This window comes from Brevibacterium gallinarum (assembly GCF_014836885.1).
Classification (GTDB): Bacteria; Actinomycetota; Actinomycetes; order Actinomycetales; family Brevibacteriaceae; genus Brevibacterium; species Brevibacterium gallinarum.
On the sequence record NZ_JACSPY010000003.1, the window covers coordinates 198,570 to 216,062 of the forward strand.

Below are 17,493 nucleotides of genomic sequence, written 5' to 3' on the forward strand. Positions count from 1 at the left end.
TGGTCTCAGGGTCAGTGGGCGGTCGGTTCAGGTGCGGATGGCTGCGGTGAGGCCGGCGGCGATCCGGTGGGCCTCGGCTGCTGCGCGTTTGAGGCAGACCGGGATGCCGACCCCGTCATAGGCCGCACCGGTGAGCCCGAGGCCCGGATGGCGGGTCAGTGCGGTGTCGATGGCGGTGCTGCGATCCAGGTGGCCGGGCCGGTACTGGGGCAGCGACTGGGTCCAGCGCTGGACTTCCAGGTGACGGCACTCAGCCTGGCTGCCGGTGATGTCCCGCCAGTCGGCGAGCGCCCGGGCGGCGAGTTCATCGTCGTCGAGGGCAGCCCAGGCGTGCGGGTCATCCCCGTAGCGCCCGACGCTCATCCGCACCACTGCGGTGCCTGCAGGAAGCGCGTCTTTCAGCCACGGCCACTTGTTCGAGGCGAAGGTCGAGGCTTTGATGAACCGGCCTTCGGTGGGCGGGATGAGGAAGCCGGAGCCGGACAGCGGTGCATCACCGGTGTCCAGCACGGCGGTGACGACAGCCGAGTCGGCGTAGTCGATGTCGCCGAGGATGCCTGCGATCTCGGAATCGACATCGGCGAGGATCGAGGCTGCTGCGTAGGCGGGAACGGCGAGGACGACGGCTTCGGCTGGAAGGTGCTCATCCCCTGCGCGCACCGTCCAGGCAGGCTCTGCGCTGCCCGGCTGGCCCGGCTGCAGGGCGGTGACGGGGGTGCCGACTTCGATGCGCACGCCGCGGGCGCGCAGGTCGTCGGCCACAGCGGTGATGAGCGTGCCGATGCCGCCGGGCAGGGTCATGAACACCGGCGGGGCGTCGTGTGACTTGGTGCCGGGGATGTTGGCCCCGGAGGCGGCACTGCGCTGGGCGCGCACCGCGCTCACCGCCTCGAGCACAGACGTGCCGGTGTGCGCGGCCGGCAGCAGCGCCGGGATGGTCGCAGCCATCGACAGTTCGCGGCAGCGCCCGGCATAGACTCCGCCGAGCAGCGGATCGACGATGACATCGGCGACGGCATCACCCAGCCGGGAGGCGATGAACTCACCGACCGGCACATCGCCGTCGGCAGGCTCGGTGAGCGTCTCTGCCCGGGCGCGATCCACCTCGGGCGCGGTGAGGATCCCGGCCAGGCTGGCCGGGTCGCTCGGCACGCCCATGAGCGTGTCCGTGGGCATCGGGTGCATCGCATCGCGGACGAACAGCTGCGAGGAGTGCTCCCGGGAGGGGAACTCCAGGTTGAGGCCGAGCTCGGCGCACAGCTCCGTGGTCTCGGGGCGGACGAACAGGCTGGCCTCAGCTCCGACGTCGGCGCCGCCGGGCGCCTGCCCGCCGAGGGTCGAGGTCTTGAGGCACCCGCCGAGCCGGTCGGAGGCCTCGCACACCGTGATCTCGGCATCCGGCAGCGCACGGGTCAGCCGGTAGGCGGTGGCGAGCCCGGAGATCCCGGCCCCGGCGATGACGATGCGCGGTGCGCTCACTTCGGGTCGTCTCCGCTCAGCAGGGCGGTGGAGATGCGGTGGACCTCGTCGACGATCCGGCCGGGCACCTCAGGGTCGGTGGACGGCAGCACGCCGTGGCCGAGGTTGAAGATGTGCCCGCCGCTGTGGGACAGGCCGTCGCGCACGATCTGCTCGATGCGCGGCTGGAGGGCCTCCCACGGTGCGAAGAGCAGGGCCGGGTCGAGGTTGCCCTGCAGCGCCTGGCCGGGCTGGACGCGGGTCGAGGCGTCGGTGAACTCGACGCGGAAGTCCGCGCCGACGACAGTGGAGCCGGCCTCGGACATCGCCGGCAGCAGCTCGCCGGTCTGCACACCGAAGTGGATGCTGGGCACGTCGTGGCCGGCGAGGTCTGAGAAGACGCGCTGGGAGTGCGGCAGCACATGGGTGCGGTAGTCGCGCGGGCTGAGGTAGCCGGCCCAGGAGTCGAAGAGCTGGAAGGCCTGCGCACCGGCCGACAGCTGCACGTCGATGAACGTCGTGGACATGGCCGCGAGCTTGGCCAGCAGCTGGGAGAACATCTCCGGGGCGCCTGCCATCATCGCCTTGGTCTTCTCGTGGTTGCGGCTCGGGCCGCCTTCGATGAGGTAGCTGGCCAGCGTGAACGGGGCGCCGGCGAAGCCGATGAGGGCGGTGTCGTCGCGGGTGGCGAGTTCGGCTGCGGTGCGCGAGATCGACTCGGTGATGTCGGGCATCATCTCAGCGGTGAGCTCGGGCAGGCTGTCGATGTCGGCCTGGGTGCGCACCGGGTGGGCGATGACCGGGCCGACGCCGGGTTCGATGACAACGTCGATGCCGGCGGCCTGGAGCGGGACGACGATGTCGGAGAAGAAGATCGCGGCGTCGACGTTGTGGCGACGCACCGGCTGCAGGGTGATCTCGGTGACGAGGTCGGGGGTGCGGCAGGCTTCGAGCATCTGGTTGCCCTGGCGCAGTTCGCGGTACTCGGGCAGGGAGCGGCCGGCCTGACGCATGAACCAGACAGGGGTACGGTCTACCGGCTGGGAGCGCGCTGCACGCACAAGAGTGGTCGTCATGCCTCCTATCGTCTCATCTGTGGCTGGCGGGGAGAAAACCGTTCGCCCTCCAGAACAGGCCGTCTCATGTGCGCCGGTACAACGCGTCTAGGCTGGCGGCATGACACGTGCGCTGACACCGATCGCCTCCTATGCCGACCAGCCGGCGACGCCCTGGGCCAATGGGGCGGGTTCGACCGTCGAGCTCGTCTCCCTCGACGAGTCCGCGGCGCTGACGCCTGGGCTGCCTGCCTGGCGGCTGTCGATTGCGTCCTTGGAGCGGCCGGCGGCGTTCTCCGCGCTGCCGGGGATGCGGCGGATCTTCCGCCCGATCGGAAGCGATGTCGTCCTCGACATCGACGGCAGACGCTTCGCGCTGGCCGACGGTCAGGCATGCGTCTTCGACGGCGCGGCGGTGACAGAGCTCATCAGCCTGCCCAGGCCGTGCCATGCCGTCAACCTCATGATCACCGCAGCCGAGGCGGTGGTCGCCTCCGCAGGATGCCCGCCTGAGCCCGTGCTTGACGGGACCTTCCTCCTCACCCTCGGTCAGACCCGCCTCGGGCCCGGTTTCACGCTGCTGCGCGCAGCCGCTCCGGCGCCCGATGGCATTTCGGCCTGCGCCGGGATGCCGGTGCTGCGGTTCTGAGGGTTCAGCCGTTGCTGCTGAGGGGTTCAGTCGGTGGTGCTGAGGGCTCAGTCGTTGCGGGCGGCGACCGAAGCGCACAGCGCGGTGGCGAAGGCGCACCAAGCCGGATACGGGGCCAGCGCCCAGCCGGCGGCTGGCTCCTGCCTGCCGACCTGGCGGACGAGTGAGAGCGAGGATGCCGTCAGCGCGACGGCGACACCGGTGGCCGTCCAGCGGCGTCTGCCGGCAAAGAACGCCACTGACCAGCCGGCGTTGAGCCCGAGGTTGAAGACCAGTTCGCCGACGATCCGGCGGCGCTCCCGTTCGGTGCGGGCCTTCGCCAGCGCGTGGGCGGTGGTGGCGGCGATATCGGCGTACAGCGTCGTCCAGGCGATCGGGAAGACCTCGCTGGGCGGGGTGAAGCCCGGTTTGTCGAGTGCGTCGTAGTCGTCGAGGCCGGCGCGGGTCGCGATCGAACCGGCGACGGCGGCGGCAGCGGTGAGTGCACCGGTGAAGGCGAGCTGGGGCAGGAACTTCCGGGACATGGTCCCCTCCTTGCTGTGTGGGCTGGCGTGCAGTGTCGACTGGCGTGCAGTGTGGACTGGCGTCGTTGCGGATGTCAGCTCGGTGTGGGGTACAGGCGGTGCTCAGATCCGGTCAGCGGCATCCAGGGCGTAGAATTCCCGGTCGACGTAGACGAGTGCCCGACCGGGCTCTTCGGTGATGATGTCGATGATCTCTCCGACACACACGGTCGAGTCGCCTGCCGGGGTCTGGGAGGCGAAGCGGCAGTGCAGCACGGCGTGGGCGCCGGTCAGGTACGGGTCGCCGTCGGGCAGGGTCGCAAAGCCCTGTTCGGGGGTGAAGCGCGGGCCCTCAGGACGGGCGAAGGCACGGGCGATCTCGGCGTGCTCAGCCCCAAGAGTGTTGACGACGAAGGTCTCAGCGCCGAGCAGCCGGGAGGCTGAGTAGCGGGCGGTGGAGACCGAGAAATGCAGCATCGGCGGCTGCAGGGTGACGCTGGCGAGACTGGAGACCGTCAGGCCGATCGGCCCGTCTGGTGACTGTGCGGTGATGACGGCGACTCCGGCCGGGTGGTGCCGGAAGGCGTGCTTGAAATCCTCAGGGTCTGCGCTCATCGGCAGCGGTCTCCTTTCGTCCTGTCTGCCGTAACATTCCTCTGCGCCACTTTAGTCCCGGCTCCGGCAGGCGATGCCATTCAGCCGCGACCTGCCCGGCGTGGATGCTCGCTGTTGTCAGTGCCTCGACCTACAGTGTGAAGTGTGATAGCCCCATCACCGCTCAACCGGATCCCGCAGGCCTTCGCCCGCGCAGCAGATGTGCTGCGTTCCCCGCGCGAGGATGCGCGCATCGATATCAGCGAGATCCCCGCCCCCTCGAAGCTGGCCCCCTATGCCATTGCTCTCGGCGCGGAGGTCCGCGCCGATGAGGCCTTCCAAGCCGCCACCGGTGAGGACATCGAGGAGCTGGCCACCGGCCGGATCGTGCTGCTCTACGACCCCGCACGCCCTGAGGAGTGGGATGGGGAGTTCCGGCTGGTCAGCTATATCCGTGCTGAGCTGGAGGCCGAGATGGGCAATGAGGCGATGCTCGGACCGGTCGCCTGGTCGTGGCTGACCGAGGCGCTGGAGACCAACGACTGCGAGATCGCCAAGGCCGGTGGCACCACGACGCGCGTGATGTCGGAGAGCTTCGGCACCCTCGCCGGCCGCCCGTGGACTGTCGATCTGGAGCTGCGCGCCTCCTGGACCCCGGTGGTGGAGGATCCCGAGGAGATCGGCAACCACGTGGATGCCTGGATCGACCTCATCGGCGTGGTCGCCGGCCTTCCCCCTGTCCCCGAAGGCGTCACGCCGCTGCCGGGGCGACGCCGGTGAGCTCACGCCACGTCGACGAGAATCTGCCCCTGCTCGCCCGCCCTGCCGGCGGTGTGCCCGACGTCATCGACACCACAGCCTCCCTTGCCGAGGTCGCCGATCTGCTGGCATCCGGCACCGGGCCGGTCGCTGTCGATGCCGAACGCGCCTCCGGCATCCGCTACGGGGACCGGGCGTTCCTCATCCAGCTCAAGCGCACCGACAGCGGCATCGTGCTCATCGACCCCGAGGCGCTGCCGGACCTCAGGCAGGTCGATGCAGCGCTGAGCGGAGTCGAGTGGATCCTGCATGCCGCAACCCAGGATCTGCCGTGCCTGGCTGATCGCGGGATGACGCCCTCTGCCCTGTTCGACACTGAGCTGGCAGCCCGGCTGCTCGGCGCCGAACGCTTCGGCCTTGCTGCGCTTGTCGGCAATGAGCTCGGTGTGCGCTTGGCCAAGGAGCACTCCTATGTCGACTGGTCGAAGCGTCCGCTGCCGCTCGACTGGCTCAACTACGCCGCGCTCGATGTCGAGGTGCTCATCGAGCTGCGCGAATCGCTGGCCCGCCAGCTGCGAGAGACCGGCAAGGACGAGTTCGCCAGGCAGGAGTTCGAGCATCTGCTCGGCTTCCAGCGGCGTGTCCATGCCGAGCCGTGGCGGCGGATCAGCGGTCTGGGAACGGTGAAGTCACGCCGTGCTCTGGCCCGTGCCCGGCAGCTGTGGCTCGACCGGGATGCGGCGGCTTCCAGCCGTGACATCGCACCGACCCGGCTGCTGCGCGACCGGCTGCTTGTGGCGCTGTCGGATCCGAAGGTCCGCACGATCGATGACATCTACCGGCTGCCCGGCGGCAAAGAGCTCTCCGGGCGTGCGGCCGCAGACGTGCTGCATTCCCTGCAGCGTGCCGACGCGCTGCCGGACTCACAGCTGCCGCCGCGTCGTCAGCCACAGCCTAAGACCGGTCCGCGTGCTGACCGGGAGGTCGCCAAGGCGCGGACGGAGAAGATGCGCGCAGCTGTGGGGGCTGTCGCCGATGACCTGGAGATGCCGCATGACGTGCTGCTGACACCGCGGATCGTGAAGTCGCTGGCCGCTGAGCGGCATGTCGGCGACGTCGCCGATGTCGAAGCCTATCTGGCCGCCAGCTCAGCCCGGCCCTGGCAGATCGAGCGCACCGCCGAAGTGCTCGCCGAGGCTGCGCATGCAGCCGATCACGCCACTGCCTGACAGCTGACGCACCGGCGTCCGTAAGCTGCTGGTGCCCACAGCTGAAGGCGCCCCAGCTCATGGTGCCCGTCCGTCAGCTGATGGCGCTGGCGGACGTGGTCTCACATGGCGCGGCGGCTGGCCCGATGGGCGCGCTCGGCCAGGTGCGAGGGCAGCATGTGCAGGGTGTTGTCGAGCATGTCCGGCACCGACAGGCCGGCGTATTCGAGGATCTCCTCACGGGTGCCGTGCGGCAGGAACTCATCGGGCACTCCGAGTTCGACCACGCCGGTGCGCGAATCCTCATCGCGCAGGTCCTGGCGGATCTGCGAGCCGATGCCGCCGATCTTCACACCGTCCTCGACGACAGCGACTAGCGCATGGTCTTTGCCCATCGTCAGCACGGAGTCCGGCACCGGCAGCACCCAGCGCGGGTCGATGACCGTTGCGCCGATCGAGCGCTGGCGCAGTTCCTCGGCAAGTGCGAGAGCACGGTCGGCCAGCGCGCCGACGGAGACGATGAGCACATCGGGGTCGAGTCCGTCGGCGGGTTCGGCGAGGATGTCGACGCCGTCTGTTGTCCGGGACAGCGCCTCGATGTCGTTGCCGACCGAGCCGCGGGAGAACCGCACCACAGTCGGGGCGTCGTCGACAGCAACGGCTTCGTTGAACTCCTCGACCAGCCGGGTGGCATCGCGCGGGGCCGCCAGCTGCAATCCGGGCACAACCTGAAGCATGGCGATGTCCCAGATGCCGTGATGGCTGGCGCCGTCAGGGCCGGTGATGCCGGCGCGGTCGAGGACGAAGGTCACTCCCTGCCTGTGCAGGGCCACGTCCATGAGCAGCTGGTCGAAGGCACGGTTGAGGAAGGTGGCGTAGAGACACACGACCGGGTGCAGTCCGCCGTAAGACAGGCCGGCGGCCGAGGCGACGGCATGCTGTTCGGCGATGCCGACGTCGAAGACGCGCTCCGGGAACTCCTCGGCGAAGCTCTTGAGCCCGACCGGGATGAGCATGGCGGCGGTGATCGCGACGATGTCCTGGCGCTTACGTGCGATGCGGGTGATCTCGTCGCCGAACACTGAGGTCCAGGAGGTCGACTTCGACGGCTGCGAGCGGCCGGTCTCGGCGTCGATGACGCCCACAGCATGGAACTGGTCGTCCATGTCCGCCATCGCGGGTGCGTAGCCGTAGCCCTTCTGGGTCAGCGCGTGGACGATGACCGGGCCCTGGTCGTAGTCCTTGGCCTTGGCCAGGGCGCGTTCGAGGCTGTCGAGGTCGTGTCCGTCGACCGGGCCGACGTACTTGATGCCGAGTTCGTCGAACATGCCGGTCGCAGCCGGGGCCATCATGTCTTTGAGGCCCTTCTTCATGCCGTGCATCGCCGAATAGGCGGCCCGGCCGGGAGGCCCGGACTGCTGCAGGCGCTCCTTGCCCCATGAGAGGAGCTTCTCGTACTGCGATGAGGTGCGCAGCGAGTCGAGATGCTCCGCGAAGCCGCCGACGGTCGGGGCATAGGAGCGTCCGTTGTCGTTGACGACGATGACGAGCTTGCGCGGCGGCTGGGACTTATCGGCTGCGATCGTGTTCAGCGCCTCCCAGGCCATGCCGCCGGTGAGTGCACCATCGCCGATGACGGCGACGACGTGCCGGTCCCGCTCGCCTGTCAGCTGGCGGGCTTTGGCGATGCCGTCGGCCCAGGACAGCGAGCTGGAGGCATGGGAGTTCTCGATGACGTCGTGTTCGGATTCTGCCCTGGAGGGGTAGCCGGAGATGCCGCCGCGCTGGCGCAGTGTGGAGAACTCCGGGTACCGGCCGGTGAGCAGTTTGTGCACGTAGCTCTGATGGCCGACGTCGAAGAGGATCGTGTCACGCGGGGACTCGAAGACCCGGTGGATGGCGGTGGTCAGCTCGACGACGCCGAGATTGGGGCCGAGATGGCCTCCGGTCTGCGCCACGGTGGTGATGAGGCAGTCACGGATCTCCTTCGTCAGCACCTGGCACTCGGCGGTGCTGAGCTGTCTGACGTCCGCTGGCGAAGTGATGTTCTCCAGGAAGGTCATACGGTTGTCGGCTCCTTTTCGCTGCTCCTCATCGGCAGCTGACACACATGCGTCATATCCGATTTCATACGGTCAGAACGTCAAGTCTACTCTCTTGGCTTCTCGTATCCAGGTGGACACGGGGCCTGTTCAGACAGAACGGCCGGAGCACCTGGTGGTGCTCCGGCCGTTGCTGTGCCGGTTCAAGCGCTGCAGGTCAGGCCTGCTGCACTGTCATCCTGCCGTTGTCGTCACTGGCGCACGAGCGAGCGCAGCACGTACTGCAGGATGCCGCCGTTGCGGTAGTAGTCGGCTTCACCCGGGGTGTCGATGCGCACGACGGCGTCGAACTCGACGGTCTCGCCGCTGTCCTTCTTCGCGGTGACCTTGACGGTCTTCGGCACGTCGCCATCGTTGATGGCCGACACACCGGAGATGTCGTAGGTCTCGGTGCCGTCGAGTCCGAGGGACTCGGCGGACTCACCGGCCGGGAACTGCAGCGGCAGCACACCCATGCCGATGAGGTTCGAGCGGTGGATGCGCTCGAAGCTCTGCGCGATGACGGCCGAGACGCCGAGCAGCTTGGTGCCCTTGGCAGCCCAGTCGCGCGAGGAGCCGGTGCCGTATTCGGCGCCGCCGATGACGACGAGCGGGATGCCCTGCTCCTGGTAATTGACCGAGGCGTCGTAGATCGTCGTCTGCGGTCCGCCCTCCTGGGTGAAGTCGCGGGTGAAACCGCCCTGCACGCCGTCGAGCAGCAGGTTCTGCAGACGGATGTTGGCGAACGTGCCGCGGATCATGACCTCATGGTTGCCGCGGCGCGAGCCGTAGGAGTTGAAGTCCTTGCGCTCGACGCCGTGCTCCTGCAGGTACTTGCCGGCCGGAGTGTCGGCCTTGAAGGAGCCTGCCGGGGAGATGTGGTCGGTGGTGACCGAGTCGCCCAGGAGTGCGAGCACGCGGGCACCGGAGATGTCCTCGATGGGCTCCGGGTCCATCGTCATGCCGTCGAAGTAGGTCGGCTTGCGCACGTAGGTGGACTCGTCGTCCCACTCGAACAGGTCGCCCGAGGGGGTTTCGAGCCGCTGCCAGCGCTCGTCACCGTCGAAGATGGTGCCGTATTCCTTGCTGAACATGCTGGTGTCGATCGACTCGTCGATCGTGCGCTCGATTTCCTCGGGAGTCGGCCAGATGTCCCTGAGGAACACGTCGACGCCGTCTTCGTCCTTGCCCAGCGGCTGGTTCTCGAAGTCGAAGTCCATCGTTCCGGCCAGCGCGTAGGCGATGACAAGCGGCGGCGAGGCCAGGTAGTTCATCTTCACGTCGGGGCTGATGCGGCCTTCGAAGTTGCGGTTGCCCGAGAGCACCGCGGTGACCGAGAGGTCGTTGTCCTGGATCGCCTCGGAGATCTCCGACTCCAGCGGACCGGAGTTGCCGATGCAGGTGGTGCAGCCGTAGCCGACGGTGTAGAAGTTCAGCGCCTCGAGGTCTTCCATCACACCGGACTTCTCGTAGTAGTCGGTGACGACCTTCGAGCCCGGGGCGACCGAGGTCTTGACCCACGGCTTGGTGTTGAGGCCGCGCTTGCGGGCATTGCGGGCCAGCAGGCCGGCAGCCATCATGACCGACGGGTTCGAGGTGTTGGTGCACGAGGTGATCGAGGCGATCGCCACGGCGCCGTTGGCCAGTTCGAAGCTGCGTCCGTCGCCCATGGCGACGCTGGCGGCCTTGTCCTCTTCGCCGGGCTTGGCGTAGTTGTGGATGTCCTTGCGGTACTGCTCCTTCGAATCCGAGAGCTCGATGCGGTCCTGCGGACGCTTCGGGCCGGAGATCGAGGGCACCACGGTCGAGAGGTCGAGCTCGAGGTACTCGGAGTACTCCACCTCGTTCGACGGGTCGTGCCAGAGGCCCTGCTCCTTGGCGTAGGTCTCGACGAGGTTGATCTGGTCGTCGTCGCGGCCGGTCAGGCGCAGGTAGTCGACGGTGACCTCGTCGATCGGGAACATCGCAGCCGTCGAGCCGAACTCGGGGCTCATATTGCCGATCGTCGCACGGTTGGCCAGCGGCACAGCGCCGACGCCCTCACCGTAGAACTCGACGAACTTGCCGACCACGCCGTGCTGGCGCAGCATGTCGGTGATCGTGAGCACGACGTCGGTGGCGGTCACACCGGAGGGGATCTCACCGGTGAGCTTGAAGCCGACGACGCGCGGGATGAGCATCGAGACCGGCTGGCCGAGCATAGCGGCCTCAGCCTCGATGCCGCCCACGCCCCAGCCGAGCACGCCGAGGCCGTTGACCATCGTCGTGTGCGAGTCGGTGCCGACGAGGGTGTCGGGGTAGGCGCGGGTGACTCCGTCGACCTCGCGGGCCATGACGACGCGGGCCAGGTACTCGATGTTGACCTGGTGGACGATGCCCATGCCGGGCGGGACGACCTTGAAGTCGTCGAAGGCGGTCTGGCCCCAGCGCAGGAACTGGTAGCGCTCACCGTTGCGCTTGTACTCGATGTCCATGTTGCGCTCGATGGCGTCTTCGAAACCGAAGGCGTCGATCTGCACGGAGTGGTCGATGACGAGCTCGGCCGGGGCGAGCGGGTTGATCTTCGACGGATCGCCGCCGAGGTCCTTGACGGCCTCGCGCATGGTGGCGAGGTCGACGATGCAGGGCACACCGGTGAAGTCCTGCATGACGACGCGTGCCGGGGTGAACTGGATTTCGGTGCTCGGCTCAGCCGAGGCGTCCCAGTTGGCCAGTGCGCTGATGTGGTCCTTGGTGATGTTGGCGCCGTCCTCGGTGCGGAGCAGGTTCTCCAGCAGCACCTTGAGGCTGAACGGCAGCTTCTCCGAGCCCTCGACCGAGTTCAGGCGGTAGATCTCATAGGACTTGCCGCCGACCTCCAGGGTGCCCTTCGAGCCGAAACTGTCAACGTTACTCATCGTGACTCTCCTCTTCCGTGGCACACGACTTGCTGATCCGCGGCGAGCCGCACGGACTGGCCCGCCACGTGATTACGTCACAGAACTGTGCCGTAATTTATCTTGATATCAAGATAAATCTTACCGCATCCGCACACGCGTTTCCACCAGCTCGGACGCTTTCCGGACACCTGCTCATCGGGTGAAGACGGACACGAATTCGGCGTGTGCGGTCAGCGGGAACAGGTCGAAACCGCGGCAGCTGGCCAGTGTGAACCCGCTGTCGGTCAGTGCCCGGGCGTCGCGGGCGAAGGTGCCGGCGTCGCAGGAGACGTAGACGATCCGCTCCGCACCCGAGGCGGTCAGCGCGTCGGTCACGGCACGTCCGGCCCCGGCGCGGGGCGGGTCGAGGACGATGACGTCGGCCGCGGGCAGTTCGCTCAGCCGGTCGATGCGGGCGACGGCGAAGTCGGCATCGAGGTCGGCGCTGTTGGCGCGGGCGGCGGCGATCGCCTCCGGGGCTCCTTCGAGTCCGGTGACCGGCACCTCGTGGGCGGCACCGACTGCGCAGGCGAGCAGCCCGGCGCCGCAGTACAGGTCGAGCACCCGGCTCGCTCCTGCTGCAGCCTCGACGACCGCACCTGCGAGCACGGCTGCGGCATCGACGTGGACCTGCCAGAACCCGTCCGCGCGCAGCCGGAAGTCCCGCCCCAGCGGTCCGCCGGGCGTGTCGAGGTGCAGACGCTCGGTGACCTCACCGGTGCCGGCGAGCACCTCCAAACGGCTGCTGCCGCCGCGATTCCGCACCGCCGCCCCGCCGCGATTCCGCATTGCCGGACCGCCGCCCCGGCCGCCGCGGCGGACCGGCTGGCCGCTGCGGTGCAGCAGCGACCACTGCCCGTCCTGCTCTCCCAGCCGGGCGGCGACGGATTCGACCGCGCGCGGGTCGAGTTCGGTTCCGGGCCGGGTGTGCAGGACGACCGCGCCTGAGGCGTGGGAGGCAGTGAGTTCGATGCGCTCGAGTCTCGGCAGGCGCAGGGTGTGCAGTCCGAGGTCGTCGAGGACCGGCACGGCAAGGGGCACCGTGTCCACCGGGATGACCGTGTGGGATCCGGCCGCCCGCATGCCCGGTGTGCCATCGGCATCGACAGCCAGCTGCACGCGGGTCCGCCAAGCGGTGCCGGCCGTCGTCGCCGCCGCACCTGGATCGGCTGCTTCGGCAGCGTGTTCGCTCGGGGCTGCCGCGATGCGCAGCCCGGTGCCCTCGATGCCGCCGAGGCGGGAGAGCTGCTCAGCAGCGGCTTCGGCTTTGAGCTCACGCGAGTGGGGCAGGTCGACGTGGGCGAACTCGATGCCGCCGATCCCGGCGGCACCCCAGCTCAGGCGCCGGTCGGCGACCCGGTGCGGGCTGGGCTGGAGCACGTCTGTGGTGCGGGCGTAGGCCAGGTGCTTCTTGACCTGGGTGAGTTCGGCGCGGACCCGCTCGCCGGGGACGGCACCGGAGACGAAGACGACACGGCCCTCGTGGCGGGCCAGTCCGTAGCCCTCGCCCACCTGCTTGTCGACGGTGAGCTCGACGGCATCGCCGGCCACCGCCTCGGCGGCGCGGCTCATCGCTGCTCCCTGCCGATGACGTCGTGGTCGATGTCGCCGACCCGGCGGATGAGCACGTCCTGGTTGCGGGTGAAGGAGCGCAGCCGCCACGGCACGATCGAGACGACGACGTTGGGCACGATGAGCAGCCGGGACTTGAGCCGGAGCACCGTCTGGTTGTGCAGGATGTTCTCCCAGCGGCGGCCGACGATGTACTGCGGGATGTAGACGTCGATGAGGTCGTCGGGGCGGTGCCGTCGGATGTCGGCGATATGGTTCATCACCGGACGGACGAGTTCGCGGTAGGGCGAGTCGAGGATCGTCAGCGGCACCGGCAGGCCCATCTCGTCCCATTCGCGCTGCAGCGCCTCGGCGGCGTCCTTATCGACGGCGACGGTGATCGCCTGCACCGAGGTCGGGCGGCTGGCGCGCGCATAGCTGAGCGCGCGCAGGGCCGGCTTGTGGATCTGGGTGATGATGACGACCGCCCGGGTGTTCGGCGGCAGGGTCGTGTCCGAGGCGTCCTCTTCGGGGGCGAGTTCGGAGGCGACCCGGCGGTAGTGGCGGTGGATGAGACCCATGAGCGCATAGAGAACGGCGATCGCCGCGACGGCGATCCACGCGCCGCCGGCGAACTTCGTGATGATGACGACGACGAGGACGACGGTGACGAGCACGAAGCCGACGGTGCTGATGACGCGGTTGACCTGCATCCGCCGGCGCGTCGGGGAGGTGACCATCGTGCGGATCCGGTCGGTCCAGTGCCGGATCATGCCAAGCTGACCGAGGCTGAAGGCGAAGAACACGCCGACGAGGTAGAGCTCGATGAGGTCGGGAACCCGGGCGCGGAAGGCGACGACGAGAACGATGGCGGCCCCGGAGAGCAGCAGGATGCCATTGGAGAAGGTCAGCCGGTCACCGCGGGTGGCCAGCTGCCGAGGCAGGAAGCTGTCGCGGGCCAACCGCGAGGCCAGCCCGGGGAATCCCTCGACCGCGGTGTTGGCTGCGGCCATGAGCACGAGGGCTGCGACGGCAGCCACGAGTGAGGGCAGCACGGGCACGCTGTCGAACACGGCGTGGGCGAGCTGGCCGAGAACAGGGTCCTGGACGTAGTCGGCACTGATCGGGGTGCCGGCGCGGTTGAGCAGGTAGATGTGGGGTTCGGCGACGAATTTGATGCCGATGACCGAGCTGAGCCAAGTGATGCCGATGAGCATCGTGGCCGACAGCGCACCGGTCAGCAGCAGGGTGCGTCCGGCGTTGTGCCCGCGCGGGGAGGTGAAGCGGGGCACGGCGGTGGCGACAGTCTGCACACCGGCCAGGGCGACCGAACCGGAGGTGAAGGCCCGCAGCACGATGAACACCGCGGCCAGCCCGAACAGCGGCGTGTCGAAGTCCGCCCGCGGCAGCACCCAGTAGTCGCTGGTGACGGCGATCGGCGTATCGCCGGTCAGGACCCGGTAGGCGCCGACGATGAGGGTGAGGAAGACTGCAGCGAGGAACAGGTAGGTCGGGATGGCCAGCAGCTTCGGGGCGGTGCGGGTGCCGCGCAGGGCCAGCACGGAGACGACGACGATGCCGATGACGGAGACGATGACGCGGTGCGGTTTGAGCTCGGGGACGATCGAGCCGACATAGGAGGCGAACATCGTCATCGACACCGCAAGTGTCAGCACATAGTCGATGAGCAGGGAGGCCGCCACTGCCCGGCCGGCGCGCACGCCGAGGTTCTTGCCTGCGACCTCGTAATCGCCTCCCCCACCGGGGTAGGCGCGCAGATTGAGCCGGTAGCACCAGACGATGACGAGGATGACGACGCCGACGGCCAGGCCGATCCACGGTGAGACGGTCAGGGCGACGAGCCCGGACAGTGAGAGGGCCAGCAGGATCTCGTCAGGCGCATAGGCCACCGAAGACAGCATGTCGGAGGCGAAGACCGGCATCGCCAGGCGCTTGCGCAGCGGCACCGGCCTGCGCCGGTCACTGCGGAAGGGCCGTCCAACGAGTAGTCTTTTGACGGCAGACGAAAAATTACGTGCCACGTGCTCAATCGTAGAGCACGGCCGGGCTGGGAGGGCACGGCCGCAGGCGCAGGAAGAGGTCAGGGATGCACTTCGTCGTCATGGGATGCGGGCGCGTCGGCGCCTCACTCGCGCGCGCCCTCGACGCCAGCGGCCACACCGTCGCCGTCGTCGACCGCAACCCCGATTCCTTCCGCGCGCTCGGCCGCGACTTCTCCGGCTCGACGATCACCGGCCTCGGCTTTGACCGCGACACGCTCGAGCGCGCTCGCACCGGCGAGGCCTATGCCTTCGCGGCGGTCTCCAGCGGCGACAATTCCAACATCCTTGCCGCGCGGGTGGCGCGTGAGACCTTCGGGGTGCGCAATGTCGCCGCCCGCATCTACGATCCGCTGCGCGCCCAGGTGTTCGAGCGCCTCGGGATCCCGACGGTGGCCACGGTGCGCTGGACGGCCGACCGGATGATGCGCAAGCTCATTCCGCAGGGCGCGGCCGCGGAGTTCCGCGACCCCTCGGGCCGGATGGTGCTCGCCGAGGTGCACCTGCACCCGGACTGGATCGCCCGCCCCGTCGCCGAGGTGGAGGAGGCGATTCCCGGTCGAGTCGCCTATATCACGCGGCTGAGCGAGGGGATGCTGGCCCGCCCGGAGACCCTCATCCAAGGTGGGGACCTCGTCCACATCATGTGCGAGCACTCCGCCCTCGACCGTGTCACGCAGATACTCGATGAGCCGATCACCGAGGAGGAGGAAGAGTGAAGATCCTCATCGCCGGAGCCGGCTCCGTCGGCCGCTCGGTCGCCCGGGAGCTGCTCGACAACGGCCACGATGTGCTGCTCGTCGACAAGAACAAGGATGCCGTGCGCCACGACAAGGTGCCCGGTGCGTCCTGGCTGCTCAGCGATGCGTGCGAGCTCAGCGGCCTGGCCGAGGCCGGGCTGGAGGAGACCGATGTCGTCGTCGCCGCTACCGGTGATGACAAGACGAATCTCGTGCTCAGTCTCATCGCGAAGATGGAGTTCGGGGTCCCGCGCACGATCGGGCGGGTGAACAATCCGCGCAACGAGTGGCTGTTCGACTCGAACTGGGGTGTCGATGTCGCGGTGTCGACCCCGCGGCTCATGACTGCGCTGGTCGAGGAGGCCGTCGAGGTCGGCGGGCTTGTCCACCTCATGAGCTTCGAGCGCGGGCAGGCCACGCTCATGGAGTTCACCGTGCACGAGAAGTCAGCAGCCGTCGGCAGGCGGATCGGCGCGATCTCCTGGCCGCCGGACACCGCACTGGTGGCGATCGTGCGCAATGAGAAGGCCTTCGCGCCGTCGTTTGACGATGTCGTCGATGACGGCGATGAGCTGTTCTTCATTACCTCACCGGATCAGCACGACCGCCTGCAGAACCTGCTGCGCACCGATGATGACCAGACGGCTGGGCATCAGTCGGACTGAGCGTCAGTCCGACTGAGCGTCGATGAGCTCGTAGCGCGGGTTGAGCGCTGTCAGCACCGTCGAGTCGCTGAGAGTGAAGCAGCCGGTCAGCAGCAGGGTGCGTCCGGCGGTGATGCCGGGGATGTCGCGCATGCCCAGGAAGCGGGCGTGCACGACCCCGGTGCCGTCGGAGACGCTGATGTCCAGGCGCGGGCTGGACTGAGGCACAGACCGGGTGAGGGCGACGACGACCCCGCCGACGGTCACCTCACGGCGCGCGGTGATCTCAGCGATCGGGGTCGTGCCCTCCAGGTGGGACAGCCGGCGGTGGACGTCCTCGGCGTCAGTCGAGTCCGTTGAGCCGAACCGTTCGAGGAAGCGCGTGAGCAGCATGGGCGTGGGGGTCAGCGGACTTCCGTGATCTCGGGGCCGCGCTCGAAGGGATTGATGTCGTCCTTGTTCTCAGCTTCCTCGGCGGAGTCGTCGGCCTTCTGCTTCTGCGGTGCGGTCAGCGGCAGCAGCTCGCGCGGCGGCATCGGCTCGGTGCCGCGGTGGACGACGATGTTGCGGAACTGCTCAACGAACAGTGCACGCACCTCCTCATCGTCGATCGCCTTGCCGGAGAACACGCCGCGGATGAACCAGCGCGGTCCGTCAACGCCGGCGAACCGGGCGATGCGCAGTCCCTTCCGGCCGTCGGGTGCGGTGGCCGGAATGCGGGTGAGCAGCTCACGTCCGAGCTCGGTGTAGAGCTCATCGGTCTGCCCGCCGCGCTGGCTGATGTTCTGCTCGATCTGGCCGCGCACGGAGTTCCACACGCCTTCGGAAGTGGGCGCGGCGAAGACCTGCAGCTGCAGTGCACCGCCGCTGTGCTGGATGGTCACCGCGACGATCTTGTTGGTCTTCTCTTCGGCGTCCAGGCGCACCTGCATGCCGTCGCGCACCGGCACCTGGAGGGCACCGAGGTCGATGCGATGGACGTCGGGGAACTCCTCTTCCGAGTCGAAGGGGCCCTTCTCATCGCGGTCGAGCGGGGCAGCCTTGGCGAACTCCTCGTCTTCGTCGTCGTCATCGTCGGCTGCCTCGGCTGCGGCGAACGGGCCTGCCGGCTCATCGCTGTCATCGGAGCTGTCGGCAGCGGTGGGCTCGTCGTCAGCGACGTCGTCGTCGGCGACGGTGTCGGTAGTTGTGTCGAGTTCCTCGTCGATGTCGTCGCTGCGCTTCTTCTTGGAGAAAATGTCGAACAGTCCCATGGTTCCTTCCTCAGCGGATG

At 68.3% G+C, this 17,493-nt stretch carries 15 protein-coding genes; 5 read left to right on the forward strand and 10 right to left on the reverse strand.

Annotated features, from left to right (window positions below; genetic code table 11):
* Window positions 1-27 precede the first annotated feature (27 nt).
* Together hemG and hemE are read right to left on the reverse strand one after the other, a co-directional pair.
* Entirely contained in the window at window positions 28-1,479 is a 1,452-nt protein-coding gene (gene hemG / locus H9634_RS05055; protein ID WP_191725659.1) for a protoporphyrinogen oxidase, read from the reverse strand.
* Window positions 1,476-2,534, reverse strand: a complete 1,059-nt coding sequence (hemE, locus tag H9634_RS05060) for a uroporphyrinogen decarboxylase (protein ID WP_191725660.1) — start codon at window positions 2,532-2,534, stop codon at window positions 1,476-1,478. Before hemE ends, hemG begins: the two co-directional genes overlap by 4 nt.
* Before the next feature lie 100 nt (window positions 2,535-2,634).
* Here hemE and H9634_RS05065 point away from each other — a divergent pair, with 100 nt between their 5' ends.
* Window positions 2,635-3,162, forward strand: coding sequence for a HutD family protein (locus H9634_RS05065; protein WP_191725661.1), 528 nt, complete (start codon window positions 2,635-2,637; stop codon window positions 3,160-3,162).
* Window positions 3,163-3,209: 47 nt separating this feature from the next.
* On the opposite strand, the gene H9634_RS05070 is transcribed toward H9634_RS05065, so the two are convergent.
* Both H9634_RS05070 and H9634_RS05075 read right to left on the reverse strand, forming a co-directional pair.
* On the reverse strand, window positions 3,210-3,686 hold the full coding sequence (locus tag H9634_RS05070; protein ID WP_175294914.1) for a TspO/MBR family protein: 477 nt from the start codon (window positions 3,684-3,686) through the stop codon (window positions 3,210-3,212).
* Between the two features lie 102 nt (window positions 3,687-3,788).
* The gene (locus H9634_RS05075; protein WP_191725662.1) at window positions 3,789-4,280 is read right to left on the reverse strand and encodes a flavin reductase family protein; all 492 of its coding nucleotides are present in this window, start codon (window positions 4,278-4,280) and stop codon (window positions 3,789-3,791) included.
* A gap of 144 nt (window positions 4,281-4,424) precedes the next feature.
* Here H9634_RS05075 and H9634_RS05080 point away from each other — a divergent pair, with 144 nt between their 5' ends.
* Together H9634_RS05080 and H9634_RS05085 are read left to right on the forward strand one after the other, a co-directional pair.
* Window positions 4,425-5,039: a DUF3000 domain-containing protein gene (locus H9634_RS05080; RefSeq protein ID WP_191725663.1), complete on the forward strand. Its 615-nt coding sequence runs from the start codon at window positions 4,425-4,427 to the stop codon at window positions 5,037-5,039.
* Window positions 5,036-6,247 (forward strand): ribonuclease D, encoded by a 1,212-nt coding sequence (locus tag H9634_RS05085; protein ID WP_318245003.1) that lies wholly within the window; start codon window positions 5,036-5,038, stop codon window positions 6,245-6,247. Before H9634_RS05080 ends, H9634_RS05085 begins: the two co-directional genes overlap by 4 nt.
* 101 nt (window positions 6,248-6,348) lie before the next feature.
* Here H9634_RS05085 and dxs read toward each other — a convergent pair whose 3' ends face one another.
* From dxs to H9634_RS05105, 4 genes are all read right to left on the reverse strand, one after another.
* Window positions 6,349-8,289, reverse strand: coding sequence for a 1-deoxy-D-xylulose-5-phosphate synthase (gene dxs / locus H9634_RS05090; RefSeq protein WP_191725664.1), 1,941 nt, complete (start codon window positions 8,287-8,289; stop codon window positions 6,349-6,351).
* 230 nt (window positions 8,290-8,519) lie between these two features.
* On the reverse strand, window positions 8,520-11,204 hold the full coding sequence (gene acnA / locus H9634_RS05095; RefSeq protein WP_191725665.1) for an aconitate hydratase AcnA: 2,685 nt from the start codon (window positions 11,202-11,204) through the stop codon (window positions 8,520-8,522).
* A gap of 174 nt (window positions 11,205-11,378) precedes the next feature.
* Window positions 11,379-12,797 carry a class I SAM-dependent RNA methyltransferase gene (locus tag H9634_RS05100; RefSeq protein ID WP_191725666.1) on the reverse strand — a complete coding sequence of 473 codons (1,419 nt, stop codon included), beginning with the start codon at window positions 12,795-12,797 and terminating at the stop codon, window positions 11,379-11,381.
* Window positions 12,794-14,818 carry an APC family permease gene (locus H9634_RS05105; RefSeq protein ID WP_318245004.1) on the reverse strand — a complete coding sequence of 675 codons (2,025 nt, stop codon included), beginning with the start codon at window positions 14,816-14,818 and terminating at the stop codon, window positions 12,794-12,796. Before H9634_RS05105 ends, H9634_RS05100 begins: the two co-directional genes overlap by 4 nt.
* A 65-nt stretch (window positions 14,819-14,883) precedes the next feature.
* Here H9634_RS05105 and H9634_RS05110 point away from each other — a divergent pair, with 65 nt between their 5' ends.
* Window positions 14,884-15,555 (forward strand): potassium channel family protein, encoded by a 672-nt coding sequence (locus tag H9634_RS05110; protein ID WP_191725667.1) that lies wholly within the window; start codon window positions 14,884-14,886, stop codon window positions 15,553-15,555.
* Window positions 15,552-16,241, forward strand: a complete 690-nt coding sequence (locus tag H9634_RS05115) for a potassium channel family protein (RefSeq protein ID WP_191725668.1) — start codon at window positions 15,552-15,554, stop codon at window positions 16,239-16,241. Before H9634_RS05110 ends, H9634_RS05115 begins: the two co-directional genes overlap by 4 nt.
* A gap of 3 nt (window positions 16,242-16,244) precedes the next feature.
* Here the strand turns inward: H9634_RS05115 and H9634_RS05120 are convergent, their stop codons facing one another.
* Both H9634_RS05120 and H9634_RS05125 read right to left on the reverse strand, forming a co-directional pair.
* On the reverse strand, window positions 16,245-16,613 hold the full coding sequence (locus H9634_RS05120) for an OB-fold nucleic acid binding domain-containing protein (protein ID WP_191725669.1): 369 nt from the start codon (window positions 16,611-16,613) through the stop codon (window positions 16,245-16,247).
* Between the two features lie 11 nt (window positions 16,614-16,624).
* Window positions 16,625-17,473 carry a DUF3710 domain-containing protein gene (locus H9634_RS05125; RefSeq protein WP_191725670.1) on the reverse strand — a complete coding sequence of 283 codons (849 nt, stop codon included), beginning with the start codon at window positions 17,471-17,473 and terminating at the stop codon, window positions 16,625-16,627.
* Window positions 17,474-17,493: the final 20 nt, after the last annotated feature.